We start from the raw sequence: 18,121 nt of genomic DNA, 5'->3' as shown, positions 1-18,121 counted from the left end.
GGTCACCCAGGGCTCCCCCAGCTCGTTCCAGCCATGTCGACAATCCGCGAGTAGTGACCCTGGAAAGCGCAGGTCACCTCACACTTCGATGGCCCGTGCCGGTTCTTCTCCACGAGAAGATCAATCTCGCCGGACCGCGGCGACTGCTTCTCGTTGGCATCCGGCCGATCCAGCAGAATCACCACGTCAGCGTCCTGCTCGATCGACCCGGACTCGCGTAGGTCCGACAGTTGCGGTCGCTTATCTGCGCGCTGCGTCAACCCACGGTTGAGCTGCGACAGCACCACCACCACAACCCCCAGCTCCCCGGCGAGCCGCTTCAACCCGCGTGACATGGCCGAGACCTCCTGCTGCCGCGAGTCCGGCCGGTTTCCGCCCTCCATCAGTTGCAGGTAGTCCACGACCACCAGGCCGATGTCGTGAGTACGGGCCAGTTGGCGAACCCGCGCCTTGATCTGCGCCAGGGACGCGCCGAAGTCGTTCGACAGCCAAAACGGCGCCCTAGCGAACCGCTCGTAGACCCGGGCCGTGCGCTGCCAGTCCTCATCGGTGAGCTTCTTGTCGCGGAGACGCTGGAACTCGATTCCGGTCTCGGCCGCCATGATTCGCTGACCCATCTCGATTTGGGTCATCTCCAGAGAGAACAGGGCGGTTCCGATGCCCTGGCGCATGGAGACGTGGCGGGCGAAGTCCGCGGCCACTACCGACTTCCCTACTGAGGGGCGGGCTCCCACGATGACCATCTGGCCCGGCTTGATACCGGGGACGATGTCGCGCAGGTCGGCATAGGGGGGCTGCACCAGAAGCGTGTCGTCCTGGACCTCTTGGTCGTCGACGACGTGGAGGTATACCTCGCTGATGTGGGTCATCTCGGCGCCACCCGAAGCGTTCGGCGCTTCGACCTGAGCGAGGAGCTTATTCGCGCGCTCCACCAGGTCCGCGGCGTCGCCCTCGCCCTCGTATCCGTACTTGGCGATCTCCGTGCCCGCCTCCACTAGGCCACGCAGCACGGCCTTTTCGGCGACCCGGCGCGCGTAGTAGCCGGCGTTCGCGGCGGTGGGGATCGATTCGGTGAGCGTGTGCAGGTAGGGGGCGTGCCCGCACCGGGCGAGTTCCCCGCGCCGCTCCAGCTCCGCTGCCACCGAGATCGCGTCGACGGGGTCGCCGGTCGCGTCGACGGCCAGGGCCGCCTGGTAGATCATCTGGTGGGCGGACCGGCAGAACGCCTCAGCCGAACCAAGGACGTCCTGGACCTGACGGATGGCGGCCTTGGAGATGAGCATTCCGCCCAGGGCGGCCTGTTCGGCGGGAATGTCGGAGGGGGCCGCGCGGACTTCCTCTTCGGTGGCGGTCACTGGCTCCTCCTGCGGTCGGTGCCGGACAGGGCCACGAAGGTGGCGCCGTCGACCAGGCGGGAGGCGACCAGTTCCCCGAGCAGCGGCTTGAGTTCGTGGGCGTTGGAGGTGATCACGGTGGGGCGGTCGTGCTTCCACCGTTCGTTGACGAGCTTGTGGAGGTTGTCGGAGTCCCAGTCGTGCATCCCGATGGCGCCGATGTCGTCGATGGCGAGCACGTCGGCCTCGCGCCAGGTGGCGATGGCCTCCTTGTCGCGGTCGCGCATGGCGTCCTTGACGTCGTAGGCGTCGACGATGTCGTAGTGGCCGTCCCAGCCGGCGCGCACGAGGGTTTCCACGGCCTTCCAGGTCGACCAGGTTTTGCCGGTGCCGATGCCGCCGACCAGGATCAGCGAGGCGGCGTGGCCCCGGTAGACGTCGCGGCACCAGTCGCGGACGGCGGGGTGGAGTTCGCCCTCCTTGGCGAACTTGGCGGGGCGCTTGGACAAGAACAGGTTGGTGCGGTGCTCGGCGCGCTCGCGGAGCACGGACTCCTGGGCGGCGCGCAGGTTCGCCGCGTCGTCGTAGGGGTCGAAGTCGGTCACAGGATGTTCCTCAGCTCTTCGTCGGTGATGTTGTCCCAGAACTCGTGATCGGGGACCTCGGAGCGGGTGCCGCCGACGACGCCGTTCGCGCCTTTGCCGCCGGAGACTGAGCGCAGGCGCGGGGCGCTTTCGCTGTTCCACTTCTGGCGGTTGCGCATCCAGGTGCGCCAGGTGGCGGTCCAGTCGAGGCGGAGTTCGCCCTTAGAGCGCCAGTGGTCGAGGAACTGCTCGGTCTCGAAGTCCACGTCGGCGAGTGGTGTTTTCTCCTTGGCCCAGGCGCGCATCTCGGGGGTGACGGTGAAGTCGTCGGGGACGCGGGTCTTGCGTTTGGCCTTGGGTTCGGGTTCGGGTTCGGTGGCGAAGAGGGTGCCGTCGTCGCTGTCGGGCGGCGGCGGGTCATATGTGTGAGGGGACTGAGGGGACTGAGGGGAAGGGGTCCCGGTTTTCGGGACCCTGACGTTCGAAAACCGGGACCCTGAGTGCGCAAAACCGGGACCCTGAGCGTCAGCGTCCTGGTTTTCTGCGTCCTGGTTTTCGGGATGCTGAGAGGCGTCCTGCTCTGATTCAGCGTCCTGGTTTTCGGGACCCTGAATGTCGTCCTTGATGTCGCCGAACGATGCACCGGCGGGCGCGAGGGGGGCGATCCGGTAGCCAGCGCGCACTCCCTTCTGTCCGCGCCGGATGTTCTCCACGGCACCCTTGGCGATGAGCGCCTTGAGGACGGTGTAGCGCTGGGAGCGACTGTTGACGCGGCAACGGCGGACGAAGGTCTCGTCGTCCTCGAAGCCGGGCCAGCAGGTGCGCGTCGTGTCACGCGCGTTTTCGGCCAGCGCGACGAGCACGTAGCGCTCGCGTGGCGTCAGGCTGTCGGGCGCATAGTCGAGGACTTCGACTATGAGGCGCACCCCCATGTGCTCCCCCGCTGTCTCGTAGTGGGTGGTCGGATCGTTTGGTCAGCGGAGGTTGGTCATCCATCCGCAGGTCCAGGTGTGTCCGCAGTGGTGGCGGTAGCTCGCCACAAGCCCCGTGCGGGTGGGGCGGATGCGGTGGGGCAGGACGATGTAGTCCTCGGCGCGCTGGGCGGTGCCGGTGCATTCGGGGCAGCCGTCGCTGTAGTCGGCGGGGTCGAGCCCGGCGAGCTTGGCCGGGGTGGGGCCGGTATCGGTTCGAGTGGTCACGGGAGTCCTTCCGAGGGGAGTCGAACGTCTGTACAACGAACTGAGTTCACTATACCAGAACACGAACTGAGTAAGTTATTATGGAGGACAGACTTCGTGATGTGACATCCTGAAAGGCATGAGTGAGTCCATGAGCGCCAAGCTGGCCAAAGCCGCACGGGTCTACCGGGAAGCCCCCGAGAACCTGAAGACGACGATCCTGAAGGCCGCTGACGAGGGCATGAAGCCCGCTGCCATCACCCGCGCGATCGAGCACACCTATACGGCGGACTACGTGGCACGGCTCGTCCGCGAGCACAAGAAGGACAAGGCGGACGACTCCTAGCCGTCCGCGCGCCTCACAGCCGGCCTGTCGGGTCGGCCCTTTGGTGTGCCTACGGTTCACGTCTCCCCCGGTGGTTGTTGGTGCGCGGCGGGCTTGGGGCCGCGCAGGGGTCACTCGGATTCGGTGCGGATATCGGCGATGAGCGTGAGCAGGGCCCGGGCGACGCCGGTCTCGGTGACGTCGCGGTCGCCCCCGCGCCGCCGGTAGTCGAAGCGGGCTGCCTGGGCGAATCCGGGCAGCGGGCGACCGGATGCGTCGGTCACAACGGCGGGGTTTACAGAGGCGGCGAATTCGTGCGCGAGGGTTTGTGTGACGGGGTCTGGGACCAGGGAGTGGTAGTCGTCGAAGTCGGCCACGGTGCCCTCCAAGGGGGTTGGGGTGTGCGCCGGGAGCGGGCCGGCGCACGGGTCAGCGGGTGGCGCAGGTCTCGCTGGCGGGGCCGGGCGGGCACTGGCATCCGGCCCAGTCGGGGGCGACGTCGAGGCGGCACCCGGGGCACCAGTCGGTGTAGGCGGTTCTCATCATCCGGGCGGCCTCGGCCAGCACCTCGGATGTCTCGGCGGGGTCGGGGGTCTCGGTCACTGGGGCTCCATTCGGGTTGGGTGGGGGGTGTCCTTCACGAGCCGGTAGCCAGAGCGGCGAGGCGTCCCGTCCTTGCGGGTGCTGGTCTCGTGCAGGTGGCTCACGAGGATCTGGCGAGTGCGCTTGCCGCTGGTGTCGGTGACCACGGCGCGGGCGTCGCCGCGGGTGTAGCTCTTGATGCGCAGGCGGATGGACTCGCGGGGGTCGCAGGCTTCGTATTCCTGGCCGGGGCGGATCATGTGCGTCTCCTTGCGTTCGGTGGGGGCGCTTCTCGTGCCCGCCCCGCCTTGCAGCGGGGCGCCGGCTCAATCCGGACGGGCTAGGTCAGGTGCGGTCGTCAGCGGGTGCGTAGCCGGAGCGGTACCGGCTGCCGTTGGGTTTGGTCGCGGACGGGCGCAGCGAACTCGCGAGGATGCTGCGCGGGTTCTTACCGCGGGTATCGGCGACATCGACTCGGGTAGCGCCGGGCGCGTAGCGGATGACGCGGATGGTCGTGGACTCGTAAGGACTGAGAGATCGGAAAAGTCGCCCCTCGCGGATGTGGTCGGTGTCCATCAGGTCTCCTCGGGGGTTGGTCGGGTGCTCCCGCCACCGCCCCGCGGGCGGCAGCGGCAACAACCGGTCAGGCGTCGTCGGGCAGGTGCGCGTCAGTGATCAGCGGGCCGTCACGGCGCGGCCCTGCCATGTGCGCGTGGTCGGGGCAGTAGTCCTTCGGCCGGCCGCCCACGCCGCCTTGGCGGCTGGTCCATCCGCGGGGCTCGGCGACCGCGAGCGCATGACCGATCTGGGTGAGCTGCAGCCATCGGCCGTCGCGCTCGCCGGGGCGCAGGGCGATGCGGTCGATGACCGGGGCGGCGATCTGGTCGCAGTCGGGGGCGTCGCAGCAGACGATCCACACGATGGCGCGGCGCGCGGTCACTTCGGGTTCTCCTCGGGGTGGGCCTTGATGGACTCCAGAAGCTCGACCCGTTCGTCGTAGTCGGTGTGGCCGTCCTCGATCAGGGCGCGGTGGGCGGCGACGGCGGTGCGCTGGACGCCGTCGACGTAGTAGCCGCAGCCGTCGCTGGTGACGTGGGGCATCGGGGGCTCCTAGGCGTCGAAGGTCGTGAGGTCGCAGCCGCGGACGCACCGGTACATGCGGCGCCCCTCGAACTCGACTCCGTTGGCGATCCAGTGGTGTCCGGCGGGGTCCGTGCAGGGGTGGGTGCAGAGCACGCGGGGCGGGCCGGCGGGCGCCTGGTCGGTCGTGGTCATCGGGGCCTCCTCTGGGTTGCTGATCATGGGTGGACGTCCACCTGATGTGCTTTGAATCTACCCTCTGGACGTCCACCCCGCAAGAGTTGTCGACAGATTGGACGTCCACCCGTACCTTTGGGTTATGGCCAACCAGCACAAGCACCCCAACCGGTCCTTCCGGCCACCCCCCGACGACTGGACAGCGTTCGAGAAAGCCGCCATCGAGCAAGGCACCAACCGGCAAGCGCTGCTGAACGCGTTCATCGCGTGGTTCATCGGAAGACCCGACGCGCACCTGCCTGAGCGCCCAACACCACAGGAGGCCTGACCGCGCACCTGTCCCCCGGCCGCCGTGTGGTGGCCGGGGTGTCGTCATGCCCTGCCCCATCTCGCCCCCCGGTGTGGTGTGCTGGTGTGGTGCGTCCCGCCTGACAGCAGCGGGCGGGACGCACCCCTCATGCGGCCAAGCGCTGGCGTTCCTTGGCCCGCTCCTTCTTCCGGCGCCGGTACTCCCGGCCCGCCACACCCATCAGCGGAGTCGGGTCGCCCTGGCGCCACGCCTCGTGGCACCGCCACAGCTCGACGCTGTCCATGGCGTCCACGCGGCGCTCCAGTTCGGCCTGCAGCTCTGCTTCGGGTACATCGAGCAGGTCGTCATCCCAGGCGAGCGGGGGCAGCCAGCCCCGCCGAGCCGCCTGCCGGCGGGTGATCCCCGCATACGTGCCCTCCGGGCGCACCATGGACAGTTCGTCATAGAGGTCACGCACCCGGCGGGCCACCTCGACCGTGACCGTGTCCTCCCGTAGCGCCCGCTCACACCGCGTCGGAGAGGCGCGCAGGTGGCGCGACTGGGCTCGCAGTGACCACCCCAGGGCGGCCAGCGCCTGAATGCGGCGGCGGGTACCGGAGGCGTCCACCCGCGCCCACCGGCCGAGCATGTCCCAGGTGGGGCGGACAGCCAGCAGCGCCTCCGCGGGTCCGCGGCGCATTTTCGCGGTCGGCGGCTGCCCGATTGCGGGGCGTCCGTACACCAGGACCGCCACAGTCGGGTAGATGGGCACCAGCCGGGTCAGCGGCACCCCCTGGGACACGAGCCATTGCACGTGCCGGCGGGCGGGTTCGGCGTCGACGTAGGGCTCCCATCGGCCGTAGCCGATCTGGCGGCGGCGGTTGGTCTCGTAGGAGTTCTTGGCGTCGCGGCATTTGGGGTGGGTGCAGCCGCGGTTGCGGCAGGCCAGTGGTGAGAGGGTCATGCGGCGGCCCTCCCGGCGGCGGCGCGGCGCATGCGGCGTTTGCGTTCCGCGGTCAGCTCCTCAGGGGCCAGGCCGCCGCGCACCCCCCATAGGTCTTTGCGGGCGATGGCGTCGTCTCGGCAGAGCGTGCGCACGGGGCACTGGGAGCAGATCTCCTTGGCCTTGAGCTCGCGGGCCTCCCGCTCGGGTTGGCGCTCCCCGTCGGGGCCGAAGAACAGCGTCAGGTCCTCGCCGCGGCACTGGGCGTCGTCTTGCCACGTCCAGTCGGGCCGCACCAACCGGGCGGCGCCCTTGTGGTGGCCGATCTTGGTATGGGGCATCACGCGACCTCCTCAATGCGCAGCTCGAACCGCCATCCCTCGGGGGTCTTGGGGCCCGCTTCGTAGCTCGTGCGGATGACGTGGCGCTTGTCGTCGTCCGGGAGCAGCCCGGCGTCCACCACGCCATCGAGGGCCGCTTTGGCGGTCGGGTGGTAGTTGTCGGGGTCGAACTGCCGGTTGGTTTTGGGGTGGACCACGGCGGTGACGACGGCGCGCTGCATGGGGGCCTCGCGTAGCGCCCGGGTTGTCCAGGCGGCGGTGTCGCGGATCAGGCGGGTGCGGCGGGCCTTGGTCGCCCAGTGGGGCCGCTGGTTCGAGGACAGCAGCGGCAGCTTCGGCGGCAGGGTCACGATCACCGTGCGGCCGGTCGTCGGGGTGGTCACTGGCCACCCCCGAACGCGTCATCCAGCAGCGTCCCGGCGGTCTTGCGCTGGCGGCGTGCCGCGTCGCGCGCCTGGGTCGCCTGGCGCTCGTGCTCACCGGTGACGATCTCGATGTCAGCGACCGACACCTTCGCCTGGGTTTCCAGGTACTCGAAGTCGTCCTCGGTCTTGATGGTCTCGGAGCGGGCGGCGTGGGTCAGGGTGACGACCGCGGTCCATTCGCCGGACTGCTGGTCGAAGATCTGGGATGCGTAGGCGGCGAGGGCTTCGGCGGCGCGGCGCTTAAGTTTGGCGTCGAACTTGATCTCGGTCATGACTCTCCTGTCTGGGTTGAGGGGTTGGGCCGGCCCGCTCCCCCACTGGCGGGCCGGCCCCGGGGGGATGGACTAGTGGTGGGAGTGGGCGCGCGAGGCGACGACCGCCACGACGGCCACGACCGCGAACACGACGATGAACAGGCCGAACAGGACCATTACGCGCCTCCGAGTTCGTCGGGGTCAGCGGCGGCCAGCTCCTCATCGAGGGCGACCTCGGCGACGATGTGCGTCGCATAGGAGCGCAGATACTCGATGGCTTCCTTCGCGGAGTCGGCGAGTTCGAGCGCGTCGTGAGTGGACAGGCGCTTCTTGCCGCCCACCCACCGGCGGGTGTCGAGTCGCGTCCGGCTGACCATCCGGTGGACGGTTTCGATGTGGGCGACCGCGGACTCCTCAGACATCGGAGCCGGGTCGGGGGCCGCCCCCTGAGAGGGAGCGGCCGGACGCAGCAGCGACCACAAGCGGGCGATCACGGAGTGCCTCCCGACGTCGTGAACGCCATCTCCGCTTTCTGGGCAGAGAAGCAAGAACGGTGAATGTCGATCTTGGAATGCAGCGCCCGCAGGTGTTGCTGCTGTGCCTTCACCAACGCTTCGGCGCTCTGCCACTCGCGCCACAGCTCCGCGCACTCAAGGACCGACTGGCGCTTACGCAGCTCCATGGAGCCCTCGGAATCACGGAACGCGCGAGCCTCAGCCACCTTGTAGGCGCCTTCGGCCTCGATGCGCTGCTGGTCCAGCTCGTTCAGACGCCTCACGGCCATATCGAGGTCCCGGGCGAGCTGGGACAGTTCCTGGAATGTCTCGGCCAGGGTGGGAAACGCGGTCACGTCTGCTCACCCCCGCTCGGGATCTGCAGGACCTCACCGAGGTTCAGCTCCCCGGAGCGCCATGCCTCGATGAGGAGGTCGCGGGCGCCGTCGGCGGGTAGTACGCGCAGGCTCGGGTCCCCGGTGGTGACCTCGATGCCGGGGAGGAGGTCCCCGGTGTCGGGGTCGGCGGCCACGCCGTCCTGTTTCGCCTGTTTCTTGAGCTGCTCCAAGTAAGCGGGCCGGATGCGGGTCACGGTCTCCACCTCACTCGGATGGTTTTCCGCGACCCAGGCGGTCAGCTTGTCCTCATCGGTGACCTTCGCCCGGGTGGACCCGGCCGCCATCGTCACCGAGGCGAGCTTCCTTCCGGCGAGCTTGACCGTGATCCGGTCGCCCTCCCCCAGAACCTCGCCAGCGGTCGCGGTCACATCCTCGCGGGAGGTCTTGACCATGTCCGCTACCAGCCGGTGTATGGCCACATCGCGGGCAGCCTCGTGTGGGGTACTCAAGCCGCCACCCCCGAGGGGCCAGCCGGGGCCTCCGGGGCCTGAGCGCCGCGCCGGACGATCAGCGCTTCCAGCGACTCCACGTCGCCGTTCTCGTTGACCACCGCCGCACCCAGAAGACGGCGCTGCTGCGCCTCCTTGTGGAGCTTGCGCAGATCGTCTTTGGTGGCGTTCTTCTCAAGGGCCCGGTCGCGGTACTCGGTGGCGTTCGCCGCTGGGGTTCCCTGGCCCAGCCAGGACCCGATGCGCTCGCCCAGGTCCTCGCCCGGTTCGCTGACGACCTCACCCACGGCCAGGTCACTCACCCGGGACTTGGACACCACCAGCGTGTGAGAGAGGTCCAGCTCCCCTACGACGTCGAACTCGTAGTCGAGGCCTTCGCGCTGTTCGGGCTTGAGGCCGATCTTGACGGGGGCCTTCTTGCCCCGGTCGTTGTCCTGGACCGCCCATTCGGTCTTGACCCGCATCGTGGCGATGACGTGACCGGGATAGGACAGCAGCGCTTCGAGCATTCGCGCCTCGATGGGGCGCACGTCCTTCCATCCGGCGAAGGAGTTGCCTCCGCCGCTTCGGCGTGCTGCTTCGTCGACCTTGGAGAGGATGCCGCCCTGCCCGGACCAGAACTGCGACAGGGAGTCGACGATGAGTACGTCGATGCCGGCTTCGGCGGCCTTGCCGAGTGCGCGGATGAGGTGGTCGGGGTCGTAGTGGGGCAGCTTGAGCGTCTTGAACTCGAAGTTGCGCCCGTACTTGGAGGCGGACCCGCGTTCGGTGTCGATCACGCCGACAGTGCCGCTCAGGCCCTTGGCGAGGCGCAGCGCGGTCCAGGTCTTCCCGGACCCCGACGGCCCCTGTAGGGCAATACGGGCCTTTTCGGCTTCGGGTGTGGCGTCTTCGAAGGTGAAGTCAGTCATTCGTCGTCCTCGTCAGGAAGTTCGTGGGGTTTGGCTTCGGCGACCGGCTTGATGTACAGGCGCGGCATGCACTCGTAGTGGGAGGCGGCGTTCAGCGCCTCGCTCGCCCGGCGGATGGTGGCGGCCTCGGTCTCGGTCAGCTCCATGACGAGGGGGTTGGAGGCGTCGCACCCTTCGGCGCGGATCAGGTACTCGGTCACCGGTCTTCACCCCTCGCGATGCGGGCGGCCATCCGGTAGGCGTGGCGCGCGCCACGGATCACATCCGAGTCACGGTCCAACGCGTCCTCGGGGTAGGCGTCCGCCATGGCCTCGATCTGGCGGGCGATCTCCTCCCGGAGAGGGTCAACCGCCGCTGGCAGGGTTGCGGGCTCGCCGCTCTCCGCGCGTTCTAGCGCGAGGTTGATTCCGCGCATGGTCGCCTCGTTCGGTTCGACGAGGTTGGCTTCGATGTTGCGGATCGTGCCGCGCGAGACTCCGGCAATCGCTCCGAGTTGGGACTGGCTGAGGTCCAGCTCGGAGCGGCGGCGGCGCACTTCGTCGGCGAAGGTCTCGGTCATGCGGTGTCCTTGGTGGTTGTGGGGGTGGCTTCGTGGCGCCCGCGTGGGTGGTCGGCCTGGATGAACCCGGCGGATTCGGCGGCTGCGATCACCTGGTCGGCGGCCTTCAGGCGCCCGATCAGCCCGGCGATGGTGTCCTGGTTGTCGCGGTGCCGGCCCGCGTACCAGGCCCAGGTGAGGGCCCATGCCAGGGCGGGCGCGAGGATCGCGATGCCGGCGGTCAGGGCGAGGGCCAAGTCCGTGTTGGTGATCACTGCTCACCCCCGGAGGGCTCGGGCAGCGGGGCGGGCTCCCCCAGCGGCGGCTGTAGGCACCCGTCCCCGTGGGCCATGCAGGCGCAGGCGCCGCACTGGTGGCACCTCTGGTCTGGCCCGCACGGGCACCCGCAGGCGCACGGGGGTAGCGCTGTTCGGTGCTGTCCGGTCATCGGGGGGTCTCCTCTCTGCGGGCCTGCTGGTCGCGGTCCTGCTGGCCTGCGAGGTACTGCAGGTGCTCCAGTTCCTCGGCGGCGACCTGGTCCCAGGCGTCGCGGGGTTCGCGGGGTTCGGTCACCGGGGATCACCCCCGTGGTGCACACAGGTGCCGGATGCGACGTGGGCCATGGCGTAGAGCCAGCACTCCTGCTCGCTGGAGCGGATCGCGGTGTGGCAGCGCTCGCACAGCAACATGAACCGGCCGCCGGCAGCGGACTGCACACTCAGGTGCGGATGGTTCGCGGCGAACGCCGCGAGCACGGCCCCGGAGCCGACCATGTCCAGCAGCCCGATGACCGCCCTTGTGTGCTCGTGGCCGTTGCCGGCGATCACGGACAGCGCATTCTTTTGCGCGGGCGCCAGCGGACAGTCACGCAGGGCCTCGAACAGCAGATCAACGTCGTGGTGCGGGTCGTCCCAGCGGCCCGACGGGATCGTGGCGCTCATAGGACCAGCCCCCAACGGCGGGCCTCCGCCTGCGCGGCCTGCAGCAGCGAACGCGCCGCCTCCTCGCTGGGCACCTCGATACGCACCGTCGGATACGGATCATCGGGGGCGGAGTAGATCGCCACGCTGCCCTGGCTGGCCGACCACTCGGCAGTCTCAGGAAGCTCCACCGTCTGGCACTCCTGCCGCTCCGCCGCGGACGGGAGAACCCCCGTCAGCACGGCCAGAGCCTCATCGAGCCCCATGTGGCAGCGCAGCACACGCAGCGCACCACCGAAGTCGAGACGGTCGCCGTCGATGATCCAGCGTTCGTCGTGGCGGTCGTAGCCGATCGTGGGTGCCGTAATATGCGTCATTGGCCCTTCCTCCTCTTTCATTGGTTGTTGGTGGGGCCTGGCCTCCGTCCGGGTGCGACCGGGCGGAGGCCCTTTCTTTTGGTCAGTCGGTTGACGCCGGAACCTCGCGGATCGCGGCGGCCATCGACAGGGGAAGGCTCATCTGCAGGTCCTCCTCAGCCGCCACCAGCTCCCGGCGGACCTTCAGCGCGAATGCGATGAGCTGCGGAAGAACCCGCTCATGGATCTCCCAGCGCGAGGACAGCGGCCAGAACAAGTGCTCCCACCGCTTGTGAGGGCGGCCGGTCAGCGTGAGGATTCCGCCGCGCGTCAGAAGCTCCCGGAGGTCTCCGGCGGAGATGTCGAACCCGTGCTGCACGCGGGCGATCGCGGCGGCCTGCTCCCAGGACACCGTGGCCGGCGTCGCGGATCCGGTTGCCGAGTAGGAGCCGGTGCGGCGGATCGCGGGCAACACCTCGCGGTAAACCCAGTCCTGGAACCGGACGACCTGCTCGCGGATTTCGGCTTCCTTGATCCGGGAAGCTTGGCGCTGACCGAGAATCCGGTAGAAGCCGGGTTCGGTGACATGCCATACCTGCTGGCCACCCCCGGGGGTCCTCACTAGCGAGGACCCTTTCTCTGCGTCGGGGACCGAGCGGAGCATGTTGTAGGACTCGCGGAACCCGAGTGCCCGGGAGAGTTCCGGCGCTTCGACGGTGAAGCTGTCACCATCCGGGGCGACCCGGAGGTCGAATTCCCCGTTGGTGAAGAGCTGGAGTTCGGTCAAGGTATGCTTCCCCCTAGTTTCTGGTTGGCCCTCGCGGTGTCTTGGCGGACGTGCGGGGGCCTTCGTCATGCGGCGGGTGCTTGGTCGTCGTGGACGGTGGTGGCCATCCGCGACAGGGTGCGCAGCGCGTCCTCCGGCCATGGGCCGTGGTTCCGGCCCCGGTCCGCGAGAGCGTCGATCCAGTCCTCCGGGCTGATTCCGGTCGGCGGGTCGGAGCACAGCAGTCGCTCGTAGCGCTCACGCGGGATGCCGGTCTCGGCTACGAGCCGGTTGATGTTCGCCGCGATCTCCGGGTCATCGATCAGTCGGGCGCCCAAGCTCTCGTTCATGCCGTCGCCTCCCGTTCTTCTGTGTCGACCCAGAGTTCGGCGGGGGCGACCTGGAGGGCTCCAGCGAGAGCGAGGAAGCGGACCGGACCAGGGCTGAATGCGCCGGTTTCGACCTGGCTGATGTAGCTCTTGGGTGCGCCGATCCTCGCGGCGAGCTGGTCGACAGTGAGTCCCAGCTCATAGCGGCGTTGGCGTGCCCGCTCTCGGTTGAAGCGTTGGCTCATGCCTCCGACGTTAGTTCAGAGTTGTTCAGAGTGCAAGGTCATATGCACGTGCTCTTTCAAGATCTTTAAAGTCCTTAAGGCACACTTACCCCGGCGTCAAGAGACGGTCAAGGCAGGGTTATGATTCCCCTGGGTAGCTGAACCTGTCTGTACAAGGCTGCACAGAGCTGAAATGGTGGGGAGTATGAAGACCCATGCCCGGCGCCTCAATGCGCTCATGGACACGCGGAGACTGGAGCTCGGCCTCCGCTGGAAAGGCGTCGTCGAGCGCGCGGGCATCACCCATCAGACGCTGCTCCAACTCCGCAAGGGCCAGGCCGTCGCGGACTTCACTGTCTCTCGCGTGGAACAGGCACTGGAATGGGCTCCAGGATCCATCGCCCGCATCATGGAGGGTGGCGACCCGCATCCGACATCCTCCGATGCGTCCGCCGAAGATGAGGGCGAGGATCGCCTTGATGGCCCTATCGCGGACCTGCTAGACGACGGCGAGTCGCTGACGTGGTGGCAAACCCCTCTGGGGCGGACCTACCGGCTGGAGAGCGCCACACCCGGATACGCCGTAGAGGCAGGATTCGGCGCCAACGAGCAACCCGAGGACGTCATAGACGACCTGCGCCAGCTTCTAGAGAGCACCCTGGCGCAGGCAGAGGTCCTCGCGAAACGCCGGAGCGGCGGCCGTCGGGCTAGACGCCCGTAACTTTGAGTGAATACCGATAACTAAATTTTGCGCCGTGAATGCGGCATACAGCTTTACGAACACCATCGAATACTCTGCGTCGCCATTCGTGCAACGTAGGGTATTTTACGTTTTGACCTGCGCGTGAACTTGTGCGCACCCGCGCACCAGGATTAACGTGGTCCCCCCTAAGTGGAAACTTGAACCTTCAAGCAAGAGGGTCGGCCGCAACGACGCGGCCACGAGGGGAGACCCGTGAATACACTCCGCACACAACTGATCCGCCCCCCGAACGGGCTCCGGCTGGTCGTCGCCCCAGTGCCACGCCCTGAGGAGTGCCTCATCGCACGCACTGAAACCCCAAAATGCGCCATCCTGAGAGTGGAACCAGAATCTGACGGCGACGCCCTTTTAAGCCACGCTGCGAAGTTCATGAGAGAGTACGAGTTCGAACAATGGGTGTCAGCATTCCTGGAAGGGGTTGACATCCCCGCCATACGCGCCAACCCACTGGAGCACATGCCCCTATGGGTGCGCCGAATCCGCATCATCCCTAGCAACGTCCCCCACACGTTGCGGGACCCCTACTGCAGCTACACCTGAGAATGGGCCCCCCGCCCCGCCCGCTCCGGGGGTCACCCTCCCCTGCTCCCCACCCAGGTGATCCGCACCGATTCCGTCGGGGACACCTTCTTGCGACCCTGGCCCACCGGCATCATCTCCATGGAGACCGTGAACGCACGCAACGCACTGCGCTGCTGCTCCAGCGACCAGGACCGCCACGTCTCCAGCACCCGGTTCGGGTCCTCATCGGCCAGATCCTCGGCCAGTGGCTCCACCCGCACCGGGCGGGCCTTCGGTTCCAGCGCGGCGATGTCGCGCTGTAGGCGTTCCTCATCGGCTTGGGCCATGCGCCGCGTCGTCCGCCCCGCCGCCACGTCGGCGTACAGCTCGTCCAGCTCGGCGCGCAGCCGCTCCAGCTCCGCCTGCGCACGGGCCACGTCCTCCGGCGAAGTGTCGGCCGGGCGGAACCGCTCCAGCACATCCGGCATGGCGAATTCCGCCGCCAGCAGGGTTTCCACCTGAGCGTCCAGGATGTGCTCCATGCGCACCACGTGGCCCACGACCGCGCCCGTGTACTCCCCCAGGCACCGGTACATCCGCCGGTCGTCACGCTGGCGGCGCGTGGTGCCCACGTTGGAGCCACACCGGCCACACGTCACGATGCCGCTCAGCAGGTGCCGCACCGACGTGTCCTTCCCGCCCGGGTTGCTGTCGATCCGGCGCCTGATGGCCCACCAGTCCTCTTCGCTGATGATGCCGTCCCACCCGCCCTCGCGGATGATGCGCCCGTGGTGGCCCCGCTTGCCCATGATCGCGGGGCGTTCCAGCATTTGCCGCACCGTCATGTAGGACCAGCCGGCCGAGCGGCGCGGGTTGCCTGCGTTGTCGGTCAGCGGTTCACCGGAGCGGGTTTGGTCCATCAGGTCACCCACGGTGTAGCCCAGTGCAGTCGGCACCCGCCGATGGTTCAGATCGGCCGCGATCCTCACCAGCGGTTCCCCAGCCAGGTAGCGGCGGGCGCACTCCCGCACAACCTCCGCCTGCCCCTGATCGATGACCTGGCGCACCAGCCGGCCCGTGGCCGGGTCGTACTCGCGGCGGAAACCAAACCCGGCCATCCCATGGGCGCCGCCCTCCTCCGCATGGGCAGCAGCGTCCCGCACCAGCCGCTTGTGGGTTTTGCCCGCCTCATGGACCGCATCGATCATCTGAGTGTTCAGGTACTTCATGTGGTCCGGGTTCGTGGGATCCCACACCTCATCATCGATCGCAATGAGTACACCCTGCTCCTGACACGTGCGCGCGAGGTGCGCCCACACCACCAGGTCCCGGGTGCCTCGGGAGATCTCCCACAGCCACAGCAGATCAACCCCGCCCGCGGCGATGTCGGCCTCAACCCGCTCCCAGTCGGCGCGGTCCTTGCGTGCGTATTCTGATGCCGAGGCGTCGTTGTCGGAGTACTCTCCGACGACATCCCAGTCGTGTTCGACGGATCGGCGCCGGCCCGTCGTGAGCTGCTGGTTGACCGAGCGCCCGCCTTGCTGGTCGCGGGAGACGCGCCCGTAGAGGATCGCGCGCAGGCGGGCTGTGAGGGTTCGGCGTGTGATTGGCACGCCGCCATGATAGACAACACGTAGATGTTTAGGCCATACTGGCGTGGACGTCGATGTATAACGCAATGCACGCGCAACAGGATGAGCGGCCGTTCTCCATGGCCACGCTGCGCCGCATCGGGCGGGAGTTCGCACGCCCCCACAAACGCCGACTGACCTGGTTTCTGGTGCTCAGCGTCCTTACCGCCGCACTCGCGGTGGCCACGCCCCTGGTGGCGGGGCGGGTCGTCGACGCCATCGTCGACGGCGCCGAGGTGGGGCTCGTTGTGGCGCTCGCCGCGGTGATCGCCGCGATCGCGCTGGCCGAGGCCGGATTCGGGTTGCTGTCGCGGTGGTTGTCGGCGCGGATCGGCGAAGGGCTGATCCTCGACATGCGCACCGCGGTCTACAACCACGTCCAACGCATGCCGATCGCCTTCTTCACCCGCACCCGGACCGGGGCACTGGTCAGCCGGCTGAACAACGATGTCATCGGCGCGCAGCGGGCGTTCAGCGACGTGCTCTCCGGCGTGGTCAGCAACGCGGTGACCCTGCTGCTCACGCTGGTCGTCATGATCGGTCTCTCCTGGCAGGTCACCCTGCTGGCGCTGCTGCTGCTCCCCCTGTTCGTGCTGCCCGCGCGCAAGATGGGCGCCAAACTGGCGCAGCTCGAACGCGAGGCCGCCAACCACAACGCGCTGATGAGCACCCAGATGACGGAGCGTTTCTCCGCCCCCGGCGCGACCCTGGTGAAGCTCTTCGGCCGGCCCGTCCACGAGTCCGCCGAGTTCGCCACACGGGCCCGGCGCGTTCGCGACATCGGGGTGCGCACGGCCATGGTCCAAGAGGTGTTCATCACCGCGCTGACCCTGGTCTCGGCGCTCGCGCTGGCCCTCGTCTACGGCGTGGGCGGGTTCTACGCGCTGCGCGGCCAACTCGACCCCGGCTCCGTGGTCGCGCTCGCGCTGCTGCTCACCCGCATGTACGCACCGCTGACGGCGCTTGCCACGGCCCGGGTGGAGGTGATGAGCGCCCTGGTGAGCTTCGAGCGGGTCTTCGAGGTGCTCGACCTGACGCCGCTGGTCGCGGAGAAGCCCGACGCCCAACCGCTGCCCGACGGGCCGGTCTCGCTGGAGTTCGAGGGAGTGCGCTTCTCCTACCCCTCCGCCGACGCGGTCTCACTGGCCTCCCTCGAAGAGGTCGCCACTCTCGACACCCGGGGCGGGGTCGAGGTGCTGCACGACATCTCGTTCAACGCCGAACCCGGGCAGATGGTGGCGCTGGTGGGCTCCTCGGGCGCCGGGAAGTCCACGATCGTGCAGCTCGCACCGCGGCTCTACGACGTCGACAGCGGCGCGATCCGGCTGTCCGGGATCGACGTCCGCGACCTGACCGCCGCGTCCATCCGCGGGGCGCTGGGGATGGTTACCCAGGACGGCCACCTGTTCCACGACACGGTCCGGGCGAACCTGCTACTGGCCCGCCCCGAGGCAACCGAGCAGGACCTGTGGGACGCGCTGCGCCGTGCGCGGCTGGACGACCTCATCGCCTCACTGCCGGACGGCCTGGACACCCTCGTGGGCGAACGGGGCTACCGCCTTTCTGGTGGCGAGCGCCAGCGCCTGACGATCGCGCGCCTGCTCCTGGCGCAGCCGCGGGTGGTGATCCTCGACGAGGCCACCGCGCACCTGGACAGCACCTCGGAGGCGGCGGTGCAGGCGGCGCTGGGCGAGGCGCTCGAAGGCCGGACCTCGGTGGTGATCGCGCACCGCCTGTCCACGATCCAGGCGGCCGACCAGATCCTGGTGGTCGAGGAGGGCCGCATCGTCGAACGGGGCACGCACACCGAGCTGCTCGCCGCCAGCGGGCGCTACGAAGAGCTGTACCGCACCCAGTTCGAGCAGTCGCCCGCAGTTGAGGCGGTCTCCTGACCGCGCCAGCGGACCTCGGGGCCGGGGCGTCGCGACCGGGTCGCCCCGGCCCCGTGCCGGCCTCCCGGCCTCAGCTCTCGGCCAGGTCCGCGAGCATGGTCGCGCCCCCACCACGTCGTCCAGGAAGGGCTCACCAACACCACACCCCCGGCGCCTGGGGCGACCGTACCGACGTGACTACGGCCTTCGGGGGACCCCGCGGCCCCCGGCCATCCGCCCGCTCCGGTCCTCGGCGCACGGACCAGGACCGCGTGGGCGCGGACCGCACACCTTCGTCGCCCGGAACGCGCCGTTCGCGGAGTTTGGTACCTCCCGGTCGAGCGTTTGGCTATGCTACTCACGGCGAGCGACCACCGACTGACACCACGACAGTACGGGCACCCCGCCGCGACAGCAGGCGGAGTTCCTGACCTGGCCAGCCGCCATCCGGGACACAA

Annotated in this window: 35 protein-coding genes; 5 read left to right on the top strand and 30 right to left on the bottom strand. The window is 68.5% G+C overall.

The window, feature by feature from the left end; translation table 11 throughout:
- Window positions 1–2 precede the first annotated feature (2 nt).
- The 4 genes from dnaB to F4561_RS12815 are packed head-to-tail and all read right to left on the bottom strand — an operon-like array spanning window position 3 to window position 3,117.
- Complete coding sequence (gene dnaB, locus F4561_RS12830) at window positions 3–1,355, bottom strand: replicative DNA helicase (protein WP_312885231.1); 1,353 nt, start codon at window positions 1,353–1,355, stop codon at window positions 3–5.
- Window positions 1,352–1,939, bottom strand: coding sequence for an ATP-binding protein (locus tag F4561_RS33695; RefSeq protein ID WP_184578571.1), 588 nt, complete (start codon window positions 1,937–1,939; stop codon window positions 1,352–1,354). Before F4561_RS33695 ends, dnaB begins: the two co-directional genes overlap by 4 nt.
- Complete coding sequence (locus F4561_RS12820; RefSeq protein WP_184578569.1) at window positions 1,936–2,850, bottom strand: hypothetical protein; 915 nt, start codon at window positions 2,848–2,850, stop codon at window positions 1,936–1,938. Before F4561_RS12820 ends, F4561_RS33695 begins: the two co-directional genes overlap by 4 nt.
- A 42-nt stretch (window positions 2,851–2,892) precedes the next feature.
- Entirely contained in the window at window positions 2,893–3,117 is a 225-nt protein-coding gene (locus tag F4561_RS12815) for a hypothetical protein (RefSeq protein ID WP_184578566.1), read from the bottom strand.
- A 118-nt stretch (window positions 3,118–3,235) separates the two neighbouring features.
- Here F4561_RS12815 and F4561_RS12810 point away from each other — a divergent pair, with 118 nt between their 5' ends.
- Window positions 3,236–3,442, top strand: a complete 207-nt coding sequence (locus tag F4561_RS12810) for a hypothetical protein (protein WP_184578563.1) — start codon at window positions 3,236–3,238, stop codon at window positions 3,440–3,442.
- A 110-nt stretch (window positions 3,443–3,552) separates the two neighbouring features.
- On the opposite strand, the gene F4561_RS12805 is transcribed toward F4561_RS12810, so the two are convergent.
- The 7 genes from F4561_RS12805 to F4561_RS12775 all read right to left on the bottom strand — a co-directional run bounded on the left by F4561_RS12805 (window position 3,553) and on the right by F4561_RS12775 (window position 5,278).
- Window positions 3,553–3,798, bottom strand: a complete 246-nt coding sequence (locus F4561_RS12805) for a hypothetical protein (RefSeq protein ID WP_184578560.1) — start codon at window positions 3,796–3,798, stop codon at window positions 3,553–3,555.
- Window positions 3,799–3,850: 52 nt separating this feature from the next.
- Window positions 3,851–4,024, bottom strand: a complete 174-nt coding sequence (locus F4561_RS12800; protein WP_184578558.1) for a hypothetical protein — start codon at window positions 4,022–4,024, stop codon at window positions 3,851–3,853.
- Window positions 4,021–4,263, bottom strand: coding sequence for a hypothetical protein (locus F4561_RS12795; RefSeq protein WP_184578555.1), 243 nt, complete (start codon window positions 4,261–4,263; stop codon window positions 4,021–4,023). The genes F4561_RS12800 and F4561_RS12795 overlap by 4 nt, the downstream gene beginning before the upstream one ends.
- A gap of 85 nt (window positions 4,264–4,348) precedes the next feature.
- Window positions 4,349–4,579, bottom strand: coding sequence for a hypothetical protein (locus tag F4561_RS12790; RefSeq protein ID WP_184578552.1), 231 nt, complete (start codon window positions 4,577–4,579; stop codon window positions 4,349–4,351).
- Between the two features lie 67 nt (window positions 4,580–4,646).
- The gene (locus F4561_RS12785) at window positions 4,647–4,943 is read right to left on the bottom strand and encodes a hypothetical protein (RefSeq protein ID WP_184578549.1); all 297 of its coding nucleotides are present in this window, start codon (window positions 4,941–4,943) and stop codon (window positions 4,647–4,649) included.
- Window positions 4,940–5,104, bottom strand: coding sequence for a hypothetical protein (locus F4561_RS12780; protein WP_184578546.1), 165 nt, complete (start codon window positions 5,102–5,104; stop codon window positions 4,940–4,942). Before F4561_RS12780 ends, F4561_RS12785 begins: the two co-directional genes overlap by 4 nt.
- Window positions 5,105–5,113: 9 nt before the next feature.
- Window positions 5,114–5,278: a hypothetical protein gene (locus tag F4561_RS12775; protein ID WP_184578543.1), complete on the bottom strand. Its 165-nt coding sequence runs from the start codon at window positions 5,276–5,278 to the stop codon at window positions 5,114–5,116.
- Window positions 5,279–5,402: 124 nt separating this feature from the next.
- On the opposite strand from F4561_RS12775, the gene F4561_RS12770 reads away from it, so the two are divergent.
- Window positions 5,403–5,588, top strand: coding sequence for a hypothetical protein (locus tag F4561_RS12770; RefSeq protein ID WP_184578540.1), 186 nt, complete (start codon window positions 5,403–5,405; stop codon window positions 5,586–5,588).
- 127 nt (window positions 5,589–5,715) lie between these two features.
- On the opposite strand, the gene F4561_RS12765 is transcribed toward F4561_RS12770, so the two are convergent.
- The 18 genes from F4561_RS12765 to F4561_RS12690 form a co-directional block, all read right to left on the bottom strand.
- On the bottom strand, window positions 5,716–6,513 hold the full coding sequence (locus tag F4561_RS12765; protein ID WP_184578537.1) for a hypothetical protein: 798 nt from the start codon (window positions 6,511–6,513) through the stop codon (window positions 5,716–5,718).
- Window positions 6,510–6,833, bottom strand: coding sequence for a WhiB family transcriptional regulator (locus F4561_RS12760; RefSeq protein WP_184578534.1), 324 nt, complete (start codon window positions 6,831–6,833; stop codon window positions 6,510–6,512). Before F4561_RS12760 ends, F4561_RS12765 begins: the two co-directional genes overlap by 4 nt.
- Entirely contained in the window at window positions 6,833–7,216 is a 384-nt protein-coding gene (locus tag F4561_RS12755) for a hypothetical protein (RefSeq protein ID WP_184578531.1), read from the bottom strand. The genes F4561_RS12760 and F4561_RS12755 overlap by 1 nt, the downstream gene beginning before the upstream one ends.
- Window positions 7,213–7,530, bottom strand: a complete 318-nt coding sequence (locus F4561_RS12750; RefSeq protein ID WP_184578529.1) for a hypothetical protein — start codon at window positions 7,528–7,530, stop codon at window positions 7,213–7,215. Before F4561_RS12750 ends, F4561_RS12755 begins: the two co-directional genes overlap by 4 nt.
- Window positions 7,531–7,602: 72 nt before the next feature.
- Window positions 7,603–7,689 carry a hypothetical protein gene (locus tag F4561_RS34185; RefSeq protein ID WP_512698663.1) on the bottom strand — a complete coding sequence of 29 codons (87 nt, stop codon included), beginning with the start codon at window positions 7,687–7,689 and terminating at the stop codon, window positions 7,603–7,605.
- Window positions 7,689–8,006 carry a hypothetical protein gene (locus F4561_RS12745; RefSeq protein WP_184578526.1) on the bottom strand — a complete coding sequence of 106 codons (318 nt, stop codon included), beginning with the start codon at window positions 8,004–8,006 and terminating at the stop codon, window positions 7,689–7,691. The genes F4561_RS34185 and F4561_RS12745 overlap by 1 nt, the downstream gene beginning before the upstream one ends.
- The gene (locus F4561_RS12740) at window positions 8,003–8,362 is read right to left on the bottom strand and encodes a hypothetical protein (RefSeq protein ID WP_184578523.1); all 360 of its coding nucleotides are present in this window, start codon (window positions 8,360–8,362) and stop codon (window positions 8,003–8,005) included. Before F4561_RS12740 ends, F4561_RS12745 begins: the two co-directional genes overlap by 4 nt.
- Window positions 8,359–8,853, bottom strand: a complete 495-nt coding sequence (locus F4561_RS12735; RefSeq protein WP_184578520.1) for a hypothetical protein — start codon at window positions 8,851–8,853, stop codon at window positions 8,359–8,361. The genes F4561_RS12740 and F4561_RS12735 overlap by 4 nt, the downstream gene beginning before the upstream one ends.
- Window positions 8,850–9,764 (bottom strand): ATP-binding protein, encoded by a 915-nt coding sequence (locus tag F4561_RS12730; RefSeq protein WP_184578516.1) that lies wholly within the window; start codon window positions 9,762–9,764, stop codon window positions 8,850–8,852. Before F4561_RS12730 ends, F4561_RS12735 begins: the two co-directional genes overlap by 4 nt.
- On the bottom strand, window positions 9,761–9,964 hold the full coding sequence (locus F4561_RS12725; RefSeq protein WP_184578513.1) for a hypothetical protein: 204 nt from the start codon (window positions 9,962–9,964) through the stop codon (window positions 9,761–9,763). The genes F4561_RS12730 and F4561_RS12725 overlap by 4 nt, the downstream gene beginning before the upstream one ends.
- Window positions 9,961–10,323, bottom strand: a complete 363-nt coding sequence (locus tag F4561_RS12720; protein WP_184578510.1) for a helix-turn-helix transcriptional regulator — start codon at window positions 10,321–10,323, stop codon at window positions 9,961–9,963. Before F4561_RS12720 ends, F4561_RS12725 begins: the two co-directional genes overlap by 4 nt.
- Window positions 10,320–10,577 (bottom strand): hypothetical protein, encoded by a 258-nt coding sequence (locus F4561_RS12715; RefSeq protein ID WP_184578507.1) that lies wholly within the window; start codon window positions 10,575–10,577, stop codon window positions 10,320–10,322. Before F4561_RS12715 ends, F4561_RS12720 begins: the two co-directional genes overlap by 4 nt.
- A 169-nt stretch (window positions 10,578–10,746) precedes the next feature.
- Window positions 10,747–10,875 (bottom strand): hypothetical protein, encoded by a 129-nt coding sequence (locus tag F4561_RS33290; RefSeq protein ID WP_281384091.1) that lies wholly within the window; start codon window positions 10,873–10,875, stop codon window positions 10,747–10,749.
- Window positions 10,872–11,243, bottom strand: a complete 372-nt coding sequence (locus F4561_RS12710) for a hypothetical protein (protein ID WP_184578504.1) — start codon at window positions 11,241–11,243, stop codon at window positions 10,872–10,874. Before F4561_RS12710 ends, F4561_RS33290 begins: the two co-directional genes overlap by 4 nt.
- The gene (locus tag F4561_RS12705; protein WP_184578501.1) at window positions 11,240–11,599 is read right to left on the bottom strand and encodes a hypothetical protein; all 360 of its coding nucleotides are present in this window, start codon (window positions 11,597–11,599) and stop codon (window positions 11,240–11,242) included. Before F4561_RS12705 ends, F4561_RS12710 begins: the two co-directional genes overlap by 4 nt.
- A gap of 82 nt (window positions 11,600–11,681) precedes the next feature.
- A complete protein-coding gene (locus F4561_RS12700; protein ID WP_184578498.1) occupies window positions 11,682–12,365 on the bottom strand; it encodes a BRO-N domain-containing protein in 684 nt (227 codons plus the stop codon).
- A gap of 65 nt (window positions 12,366–12,430) precedes the next feature.
- A complete protein-coding gene (locus F4561_RS12695) occupies window positions 12,431–12,694 on the bottom strand; it encodes a hypothetical protein (protein WP_184578495.1) in 264 nt (87 codons plus the stop codon).
- Window positions 12,691–12,918, bottom strand: a complete 228-nt coding sequence (locus tag F4561_RS12690) for a helix-turn-helix domain-containing protein (RefSeq protein ID WP_184578492.1) — start codon at window positions 12,916–12,918, stop codon at window positions 12,691–12,693. Before F4561_RS12690 ends, F4561_RS12695 begins: the two co-directional genes overlap by 4 nt.
- Window positions 12,919–13,102: 184 nt before the next feature.
- Here F4561_RS12690 and F4561_RS12685 point away from each other — a divergent pair, with 184 nt between their 5' ends.
- Entirely contained in the window at window positions 13,103–13,618 is a 516-nt protein-coding gene (locus F4561_RS12685; RefSeq protein WP_184578489.1) for a hypothetical protein, read from the top strand.
- Window positions 13,619–14,029: 411 nt separating this feature from the next.
- Window positions 14,030–14,200 (top strand): hypothetical protein, encoded by a 171-nt coding sequence (locus F4561_RS12680; RefSeq protein ID WP_184578486.1) that lies wholly within the window; start codon window positions 14,030–14,032, stop codon window positions 14,198–14,200.
- A gap of 32 nt (window positions 14,201–14,232) precedes the next feature.
- On the opposite strand, the gene F4561_RS12675 is transcribed toward F4561_RS12680, so the two are convergent.
- Window positions 14,233–15,774: a recombinase family protein gene (locus tag F4561_RS12675; RefSeq protein ID WP_184578483.1), complete on the bottom strand. Its 1,542-nt coding sequence runs from the start codon at window positions 15,772–15,774 to the stop codon at window positions 14,233–14,235.
- A 53-nt stretch (window positions 15,775–15,827) separates the two neighbouring features.
- Between F4561_RS12675 and F4561_RS12670 the strand changes: the two genes are divergently transcribed.
- The gene (locus F4561_RS12670; protein ID WP_184578480.1) at window positions 15,828–17,684 is read left to right on the top strand and encodes an ABC transporter ATP-binding protein; all 1,857 of its coding nucleotides are present in this window, start codon (window positions 15,828–15,830) and stop codon (window positions 17,682–17,684) included.
- The last annotated feature ends 437 nt before the right edge of the window (window positions 17,685–18,121 follow it).

Source organism: Lipingzhangella halophila (assembly GCF_014203805.1).
Classification (GTDB): domain Bacteria; phylum Actinomycetota; class Actinomycetes; order Streptosporangiales; family Streptosporangiaceae; genus Lipingzhangella; species Lipingzhangella halophila.
This window is presented reverse-complemented; position numbering and strand designations above follow the sequence as displayed.

Bases quoted from the DNA above. Each gene is read 5' to 3' on its own strand.
- F4561_RS12720 (WP_184578510.1), bottom strand. From the start codon at position 10,323: ATGACCGAGACCTTCGCCGACGAAGTGCGCCGCCGCCGCTCCGAGCTG.
- F4561_RS12680 (WP_184578486.1), top strand. From the start codon at position 14,030: ATGAGAGAGTACGAGTTCGAACAATGGGTGTCAGCATTCCTGGAAGGG.
- F4561_RS34185 (WP_512698663.1), bottom strand. From the start codon at position 7,689: ATGGTCCTGTTCGGCCTGTTCATCGTCGTGTTCGCGGTCGTGGCCGTC.
- F4561_RS12780 (WP_184578546.1), bottom strand. From the start codon at position 5,104: ATGCCCCACGTCACCAGCGACGGCTGCGGCTACTACGTCGACGGCGTC.
- F4561_RS12790 (WP_184578552.1), bottom strand. From the start codon at position 4,579: ATGGACACCGACCACATCCGCGAGGGGCGACTTTTCCGATCTCTCAGT.
- F4561_RS12730 (WP_184578516.1), bottom strand. From the start codon at position 9,764: ATGACTGACTTCACCTTCGAAGACGCCACACCCGAAGCCGAAAAGGCC.
- F4561_RS12820 (WP_184578569.1), bottom strand. From the start codon at position 2,850: ATGGGGGTGCGCCTCATAGTCGAAGTCCTCGACTATGCGCCCGACAGC.
- F4561_RS12670 (WP_184578480.1), top strand. From the start codon at position 15,828: ATGTATAACGCAATGCACGCGCAACAGGATGAGCGGCCGTTCTCCATG.
- F4561_RS12775 (WP_184578543.1), bottom strand. From the start codon at position 5,278: ATGACCACGACCGACCAGGCGCCCGCCGGCCCGCCCCGCGTGCTCTGC.
- F4561_RS12770 (WP_184578540.1), top strand. From the start codon at position 5,403: ATGGCCAACCAGCACAAGCACCCCAACCGGTCCTTCCGGCCACCCCCC.
- F4561_RS12685 (WP_184578489.1), top strand. From the start codon at position 13,103: ATGAAGACCCATGCCCGGCGCCTCAATGCGCTCATGGACACGCGGAGA.
- F4561_RS12695 (WP_184578495.1), bottom strand. From the start codon at position 12,694: ATGAACGAGAGCTTGGGCGCCCGACTGATCGATGACCCGGAGATCGCG.
- F4561_RS12705 (WP_184578501.1), bottom strand. From the start codon at position 11,599: ATGACGCATATTACGGCACCCACGATCGGCTACGACCGCCACGACGAA.
- F4561_RS12750 (WP_184578529.1), bottom strand. From the start codon at position 7,530: ATGACCGAGATCAAGTTCGACGCCAAACTTAAGCGCCGCGCCGCCGAA.
- F4561_RS12765 (WP_184578537.1), bottom strand. From the start codon at position 6,513: ATGACCCTCTCACCACTGGCCTGCCGCAACCGCGGCTGCACCCACCCC.
- F4561_RS12690 (WP_184578492.1), bottom strand. From the start codon at position 12,918: ATGAGCCAACGCTTCAACCGAGAGCGGGCACGCCAACGCCGCTATGAG.
- F4561_RS12795 (WP_184578555.1), bottom strand. From the start codon at position 4,263: ATGATCCGCCCCGGCCAGGAATACGAAGCCTGCGACCCCCGCGAGTCC.
- F4561_RS12710 (WP_184578504.1), bottom strand. From the start codon at position 11,243: ATGAGCGCCACGATCCCGTCGGGCCGCTGGGACGACCCGCACCACGAC.
- F4561_RS12810 (WP_184578563.1), top strand. From the start codon at position 3,236: ATGAGTGAGTCCATGAGCGCCAAGCTGGCCAAAGCCGCACGGGTCTAC.
- F4561_RS12760 (WP_184578534.1), bottom strand. From the start codon at position 6,833: ATGCCCCATACCAAGATCGGCCACCACAAGGGCGCCGCCCGGTTGGTG.